We start from the raw sequence: 6,861 nt of genomic DNA, 5'->3' as shown, positions 1-6,861 counted from the left end.
CCCCCGCCTTCTCCCAGTGGCCCGTCGCCGGGTCATACAGCTCCGACTGCAGGCCGCTCGCGAAGAGCACCTTGCCCGTGCGCAGCACCACCGCCGTCCCCGCGCCGCCTCGCGCGTACGCAGGCGCCTCCGCCGCGCTCCACGTCGCAGTCACCGGATCGAACAGCTCCGCCGAACGCACCGGCCGCAGATCCACGTCCGTGCCTCCCGCCACCAGCACGCGCCCGTCCGGCAACACCACCACCGCGGGGTCGTTGCGCGCCTCGCTCATGGACGACGCTTGCGTCCACACGCCCGTGTCAGGCGCGTACAGCTCCGCGCTCGCCAGCGCGCCCACCGTCACGCCGTTGGAGCCCCCCACCACCAGCACGCGCCCATCCAGCAGCCGCACCGCCGCGTGGTTGCGCCGCGCCGTGCGCAGCGCTCCCGTGGACCTCCAGTGCCCCGTTTCCGGGTCGAAGACCTCGCAGCTGCCCAGCGTGCGGTTGCCGTCATGCCCTCCCGCCGCCAGCACCCTCCCGTCGTCCAACGCGATGTAGGGCAACAGCCGCCTCGGCGTGGACAACACGCCCGGCACCGGTGCCTCCACGCCGCCCGCATCGGCGCGCGGCGCGGGCCCGCACGCGAACACCACTCCCAACCACAGCATCGTGACGCAAGAAGTCGAAAACCGTCGCATGGCCCCACCGGGACGTCTGGTCGAGGGGTCCGTTTAACCCGCCGGTCTGACACCCAGGCTCCTGCAAGACCCTGTGATTCCAGGGTCTTGCCCTGCCCTCCGGGTTGGAAATCCCGAAGTCCCGGAGGCGCGCCGGGCCCTTCCGCATCAGTGCCTCATGGGACCCACGGGGTCGTTCGCGGGCTCCGCTTCCAGGCCCTCGCTGTGGCGCGGCGGCAGGGCTCCGCCGTCGTCGTCCTCCTCCAGCGTGAGCTGCGAGTGGTCCGCCGGCTTGAGCAGGACTTCATCCCCGCTCACGGCCTCCACGTCGCTGTACTCGACCAGGTAGTCGCGCCGGGGAATGGGCACCACCCCCTGCTCCAGTTCGAAGTGCGTGTCGCCCACGCCCGCCACCCGGCCCAGCCGCTGTCCGTCGGCGGTGCGCACCGACATGCCTTCGCGAACCTCTCCCGCGTGAATCATCGCGTCGCTCCTCGCGCTCATGGGGTCCTCACCAAGAGTGGGGTCGCTCCCGCCGCCGTGCGCGATGTGACAGGCAGCCCGGTGGGCCCTCGGGCCGCCTTCTTCCACGCCTGTGTGCCTGCCCTGCGCGCGGCCCCGTCGCGCGGTGCCTAACGTTGCCTCAAGGAGGCCCCCATGCTGCTGGAACTGTCGAACGACGAATCGCGCGTGTTGAAGGACGCAGTGGATTCCGCACTGAACACGCTGCTGGATGAAATCGCCCACGCGGAACAACGCGAGCTCAAGGAAGCGCTGCACCAGCGCTACGACCGGCTCGCCGCCCTCCAGCGCCGGCTGGAACCGGTCGTGGAGAGCGAACAGGTCTACGCCTGACAACCTCCCCGCCCAATTCCTCACACCCACCCCAAGGCGGGTTGCGATGCGCGACCCGCCTGTGTATGGTTTTGATGCAGCCCGCAGAACCCCAACTGGCCAGGAATTTCCACGTGGGTCCGTGGCCGTCCGTCTGGACGGAGGCTTGGTTGGCCGTTGAATCCGGCATGACCACGAGCACCGCCGGCAAATCCGACACTGGAGATGCCCATGAGCAGGTCTTCGAAGCAGTACCAACCCTCGCAGGCAGATATCGATAACCGTTCGCGTCAGCTCAATTCCGAGCATGACGCGTACTGGCAGTCTCGTGGCGAAGAAGGTCGTCCCTCCGAAGAGGAAGTGGATACCCAGAAGCCTCAGGCTCCCGCGCCCGCCACGCCCGCGTTGAAGTAGAGATCCAGCCACCCACATGGAGACACGGCTTCGCGCATGTGGGCGGAGCCGTGTCGCGGCGTTCCACACCCTCTCATTTCAACCAGTGTCGTGGCCAGGAGCCATGACGCCCGGGCCCTCTCATGCGAGTCCTTCAGGTCATCCATGGCTATCCCATGCGCTTCAACGCAGGCTCGGAGGTGTATACCCAGGCACTTTCACAAGGCCTGTCGAGCCGGCACGAGGTCCAGGTCTTCACCCGCCGCGAGGACCCGTTCCTCCCAGACTACGCGCTGACGCAGGAGCGCGATCCGGACGACCCACGTGTCCTGCTGCACCTGGTCAACCTCCCCAACAGTCGTGACCGCTACCGGCATGAAGGGGTGGATCAACGCTTCGAGGAGGTGCTGGACGGCTTCCGTCCCCACGTCATCCACGTGGGCCATCTGAACCACCTGTCCACGTCCCTGCTGGAGGTAGGCGCGGCCCGTGGAATCCCCATCGTCTTCACCCTGCACGACTACTGGCTCATGTGTCCCCGGGGGCAGTTCATGCAGATGCATTCCGTACCTGGGAGCGAGCCCTGGTCCGCATGTTCAGGCCAGGAGGACCGGAAGTGCGCGGAGCGCTGCTACGCGCGCTACTTCTCTGGAGGCCCCGAAACGCGGGAGCAGGACGTCGCGCACTGGAGTCAGTGGGTGCGCGACCGGATGGAGCATGTGCGCCGGATGATGGAGCACGTGGACCTCTTCATCGCTCCCTCGCGCTACCTGCTGGAGCGTTTCCAGCGGGACTTCGGGCTGCCCGCCAACAAGGCGGTGTATCTGGATTACGGCTTCGACCTGGAGCGACTGCGCCACCGGCAGCGAACGCCCGAACCCGACGTCGTCTTCGGCTACATCGGCACCCACATCCCGGCCAAGGGCATCCACCATCTCATCCAGGCCTTCGGGCAGGTGCGCGGCAAGGCCCGGCTGAAAATCTGGGGCCGGCCTCGCGGCGAACACACGGAGACGCTCAAGGCCATGGCCCGCGCCCTCCCGGGAGATGCCAGCACGCGCGTGGAGTGGCTTCCCGAGTACCGCAACGCGGACATCGTTCCGGATGTCTTCAACCACGTGGATGCCATCGTCGTGCCCTCCATCTGGGTGGAGAACTCTCCGCTGGTCATCCACGAGGCGCTCCAGGCGCGGGTGCCTGTCATCACCGCGGATGCAGGAGGGATGCGCGAGTACGTCCGGGATGGAGAAAATGGCGTGCTCTTCACCCACCGCGACCCCGGGTCGCTTGCCCAGGCCATGCAGCAGCTCGTGGATGCCCCGGACCTGGCGGTGCGCCTGGGCAGCCGTGGGCACCTCTGGGGCGAAAGCGGCGACGTGCAGGGGATGCAAGCCCATGTGGAGGCCGTGGAGGCGCTCTACGCACGCGCCATCCGGGAACACCGTGCCCGCCGTCCTGCCACCCGGCCCGGCCCCTGGCGAATCACCTTCGACACCAACCCCGACGACTGCAACCTGCACTGCATCATGTGCGAGGACCACTCGCCCCACAGCGACACCCAGCGGCTGCGCAGGGAAGCGGGCCAGCCGAAGCGCCGCATGCCCCTCGAGCTCCTGCGAAGGGTCATGGAGGACAGTGATGGCACGCCCCTGCGGGAGGTGATTCCGTCCACCATGGGAGAGCCGCTGCTCTATCCCCACTTCGACGACATCATCGACCTGTGCATGGCGCACGGGGTGTGGCTGAACCTCACCACCAACGGGACGTTTCCCAGGCGCGGAGCACGCGCGTGGGCACGCAGACTGGTCCCCATCACCTCCGACGTGAAGGTGTCCTGGAATGGGGCCACGAAGCAGACCCACGAAACGGTGATGCCAGGGACGCGCTGGGAGCAGGTCCTGGAGAACCTCCGGCAGTTCCTGGCCGAGCGTGATGCCCATGCCCACCAGGGAGGCCACCGCTGCCGGGTCACGCTCCAGCTCACCTTCCTGGAGTCGAACGTGGGCGAGCTGGCGGACATCGTGCGGCTCGCGGCGGGCCTGGGCGTCGACCGGGTGAAGGGGCATCACCTCTGGGCCCATTTCGCCGCCATCCAGCCCCTGTCCATGAGGCGCGACGCATCCGCGATCCACCGTTGGAACGAGGCCGTCCGGCAGGCCCATGCCGTCGCGGAGGAGTGCCGTCGGCCGGATGGGAGCAAGGTGCTCCTGGAGAACATCCTCCCCCTGGGCGCGGAGGCCGTCACGGACCTCGCGCCAGGCGCACACTGCCCCTTCCTGGGGAAGGAGGCCTGGGTGAGCGCCGTGGGCCGCTTCGACCCCTGCTGCGCTCCCGACAAGGAACGACGAACGCTCGGGAATCTGGGCAACCTGAACGCGGTGGGCATCCAGGAGGTGTGGACGGGCCCGGCCTATCAACGGCTGCTGAACGGCTATCAGGACCATCCCCTGTGCCGTGGATGCAACATGCGTCAGCCGGTGAAGGAGGCCCCTTGAACCCCAGCTCCCATCCGCGGGTCTCGCCTGACAGGACCCATCATCTCCTGGACGGCAAGCCGCTCTATGCCTCGCGCTTCACCGAGGTCCTTTCCTTTCACGAGCCAGGGCTCGCGGCCGTCAGGGACGCCTCGGGAGCATTCCACATCGACTTGAGGGGGAACGCTCTCTCTTCCCGCCGCTTCATCCGGACGTTTGGATTCTATGAAGGGCTCGCGGCGGTCGTGGATGCAGCGGGTGCGTTCCACTTGCGAGTGGATGGGCAGGAGCTCACCCCAGGGCGCCACGCGTGGTGCGGCAACTTCCAGGACGGACGCTGTCCGGTCCGGGCGAAGGACGGCCGCTACTTCCACATCGACGGCCGGGGAGATGCGGCCTACCTGGAACGGTATGCCTACGCGGGAGACTTCCGGGACGGCTGCGCGGTGGTGCAGGAGTCCTCGGGTCTCCACCTGCACATCGACAAGCAGGGGCACCCCCTGAACGCGCGCCGGTTCCTGGACCTGGATGTCTTCCACAAGGGCTTCGCGCGTGCCCGGGACGCAGGCGGCTGGCATCACGTCGACGCCGCGGGAGACGCGCTCTACACCCGGCGTTTCGCCATCGTGGAGCCCTTCTACAACGGACAGTCCCGCGTGGAGACGTTGGACGGCGCGCTCCAGGTCATCGACGAGCAGGGCGTCACCGTACGCGAGTTGCGTGCACGCCTTCTGGATCCGGCATGAGGTGCTCGCCTCTCGCGCCGGACTCGGTCATCGCCTTTGCTCGGGACCAGCTCGCTCCGATTGTCTCCCGCGCGTTTCCAGGTCGATTCTTCCTGGCCGGGGGTGCGTTCAAGACACTGCTCCATGGTCGTTCCCCTCATGACCTGGACCTCTGGCCAGCGACCCTCCAGGACCGGCAGGCGCTCCTGCTGCACCTGGAAGCACTCGGAGCCGTGCTGCTGGACGACAACCCTCCATTCCAGACGACCTTCCAGTTTTCGGGGCAGCGACTCGAAGTGGCCCATGACTGCACGCCAGCGAGCCTGGAGGAGCGCCTTTCCAGGTTCGACCTGGGCCTCTCGGCCATCGGAGTGGAGTACGCGGAAGGCCGGTGGCGGGGGTACGTGCATTCCTTCGCATCCGAGTCCCACCAGCGACGGGAGGTGCTGTTGCTGCGCCCGCTGGCCAACTGGAAGTACCTGCTCGCCACCCTGGAGCGGTTGCGTCGCTATGGCGAGGAGCTGGGGTATCGCGTCCCTGTCCTGGAGGAGCAGTACCTCTGGGACCTGTTCGAGGCACAGCCTCGTGCATCCCAGGAAGCCCTGATGACGCGCCATGCGCGTGTCGCGCGTGAGGCCAGCTGCGTCCTGGCGGAAGCCCGGCTGCGGCTCCGCCCGTGACTCACACCGCGCGCCCCGTCTTCGCGTCGAACCGGCGCAGGTAGCGCGCGTCGTGGCGCAGCCACACCGTGTCTCCGCTCGCGGCGCGGAAGTCCCCGGGCGCCCGCGCCACCAGGCGCTCGCCGCCTGTCTCCACCGTCACCCAGACCTCCGCGCCCATGGGCTCCACCAGGTACACGCGACCCTCGCGCGCGTCCTCCGGCATGGCGCCCTGCCCCACCTGGAGGTGCTCAGGCCTCAGGCCCAGCACCGCGTCACCTTCGGACAGGCCCAGCGTCTGGGGCTTCACCAGGTTGATGCGCGGCGAGCCGAAGAAGCCCGCCACGAAGAGGTTCGCCGGCGCGTCGTACAACTCGCGCGGTGGAGCCACCTGCTGCACCTCGCCCTGGCTCATCACCACCACGCGGTCCGACAGCGTCATCGCCTCCGACTGGTCGTGCGTGACGTAGATGAACGTGGCCTTCAGCTGTTCGTGCAGCTTCTTGATTTCGCCGCGCATCTGCGTGCGCAGCGCCGCGTCCAGGTTGGACAGGGGCTCGTCGAAGAGGAACACCTTGGGCCTGCGCACCAACGCGCGCCCCAGCGCCACCCGCTGCCGCTGCCCGCCCGACAGCTCCTTCGGCCGGCGCGCCAGCAGCGCCTCCAGCCCCAGCACGCCGGACACCTCGCGCACGCGCGCGTCCACGTCCTTCGCCCCCATCCCCGCCACCTTCAACGGAAACGCCAGGTTCCCCGCCACGTCCAGGTGCGGATAGAGCGCGTAGCTCTGGAACACCATCGCGATGTCCCGCTCGCGCGGCGACAGGTCGTTCACCCGCTGCCCGTCGATGCGCAGCTCGCCGCCCGACAGCTCCTCCAGCCCGGCGATGAGGTTCAACGTCGTGGACTTGCCGCACCCGGACGGGCCCACCAGCGACACGAACTCGCCGTCCGCGATGTCCAGCGTCACGCCCTTCACCGCCGCCACCCCACCCCGGTACACCTTGCGCACGTCCTGCAGGGACACCGTCGCCAAGGCTCCGCTCCTCCACTCAGGGCCACGCCCCGCGAAAGGCCCCAGCATCGCCGCTCGCGTCCGCCCGCGAAGCCCCATCCCC

Annotated in this window: 8 protein-coding genes; 5 read left to right on the top strand and 3 right to left on the bottom strand. The window is 68.3% G+C overall.

What is annotated here, in order from left to right:
• Both D7Y15_RS14390 and D7Y15_RS14385 read right to left on the bottom strand, forming a co-directional pair.
• Window positions 1-649, bottom strand: a 649-nt coding sequence (locus tag D7Y15_RS14390; protein WP_304988680.1) for a kelch repeat-containing protein, incomplete at its 3' end; no start/stop codon positions are given.
• Between the two features lie 177 nt (window positions 650-826).
• Window positions 827-1,162 (bottom strand): DUF2171 domain-containing protein, encoded by a 336-nt coding sequence (locus D7Y15_RS14385; RefSeq protein ID WP_233596612.1) that lies wholly within the window; start codon window positions 1,160-1,162, stop codon window positions 827-829.
• Between the two features lie 153 nt (window positions 1,163-1,315).
• Between D7Y15_RS14385 and D7Y15_RS14380 the strand changes: the two genes are divergently transcribed.
• From D7Y15_RS14380 to D7Y15_RS14360, 5 genes are all read left to right on the top strand, one after another.
• Window positions 1,316-1,513 (top strand): hypothetical protein, encoded by a 198-nt coding sequence (locus tag D7Y15_RS14380; protein WP_120574626.1) that lies wholly within the window; start codon window positions 1,316-1,318, stop codon window positions 1,511-1,513.
• 210 nt (window positions 1,514-1,723) lie between these two features.
• On the top strand, window positions 1,724-1,906 hold the full coding sequence (locus tag D7Y15_RS14375; RefSeq protein WP_120574627.1) for a hypothetical protein: 183 nt from the start codon (window positions 1,724-1,726) through the stop codon (window positions 1,904-1,906).
• Window positions 1,907-2,028: 122 nt separating this feature from the next.
• A complete protein-coding gene (locus D7Y15_RS14370) occupies window positions 2,029-4,380 on the top strand; it encodes a glycosyltransferase (RefSeq protein WP_121752940.1) in 2,352 nt (783 codons plus the stop codon).
• A 224-nt stretch (window positions 4,381-4,604) separates the two neighbouring features.
• The gene (locus D7Y15_RS14365) at window positions 4,605-5,105 is read left to right on the top strand and encodes a hypothetical protein (RefSeq protein WP_126932891.1); all 501 of its coding nucleotides are present in this window, start codon (window positions 4,605-4,607) and stop codon (window positions 5,103-5,105) included.
• Window positions 5,102-5,764, top strand: coding sequence for a hypothetical protein (locus tag D7Y15_RS14360; RefSeq protein WP_121752939.1), 663 nt, complete (start codon window positions 5,102-5,104; stop codon window positions 5,762-5,764). Before D7Y15_RS14365 ends, D7Y15_RS14360 begins: the two co-directional genes overlap by 4 nt.
• Before the next feature lies 1 nt (window position 5,765).
• On the opposite strand, the gene D7Y15_RS14355 is transcribed toward D7Y15_RS14360, so the two are convergent.
• A complete protein-coding gene (locus D7Y15_RS14355; protein ID WP_121752938.1) occupies window positions 5,766-6,779 on the bottom strand; it encodes an ABC transporter ATP-binding protein in 1,014 nt (337 codons plus the stop codon).
• Window positions 6,780-6,861 lie beyond the last annotated feature (82 nt).

It is taken from the genome of Corallococcus sp. AB030 (assembly GCF_003668965.1).
Lineage (GTDB): Bacteria > Myxococcota > Myxococcia > Myxococcales > Myxococcaceae > Corallococcus > Corallococcus exiguus.
Note: the sequence above shows the minus strand (reverse complement) of the source record. Positions and strands in the feature narration are given on the sequence as shown.

Coding starts and splice junctions, on each gene's coding strand:
- D7Y15_RS14380 (WP_120574626.1), top strand. CDS start 1,316: ATGCTGCTGGAACTGTCGAACGACGAATCGCGCGTGTTGAAGGACGCA.
- D7Y15_RS14360 (WP_121752939.1), top strand. CDS start 5,102: ATGAGGTGCTCGCCTCTCGCGCCGGACTCGGTCATCGCCTTTGCTCGG.
- D7Y15_RS14375 (WP_120574627.1), top strand. CDS start 1,724: ATGAGCAGGTCTTCGAAGCAGTACCAACCCTCGCAGGCAGATATCGAT.
- D7Y15_RS14370 (WP_121752940.1), top strand. CDS start 2,029: ATGCGAGTCCTTCAGGTCATCCATGGCTATCCCATGCGCTTCAACGCA.
- D7Y15_RS14385 (WP_233596612.1), bottom strand. CDS start 1,162: ATGAGCGCGAGGAGCGACGCGATGATTCACGCGGGAGAGGTTCGCGAA.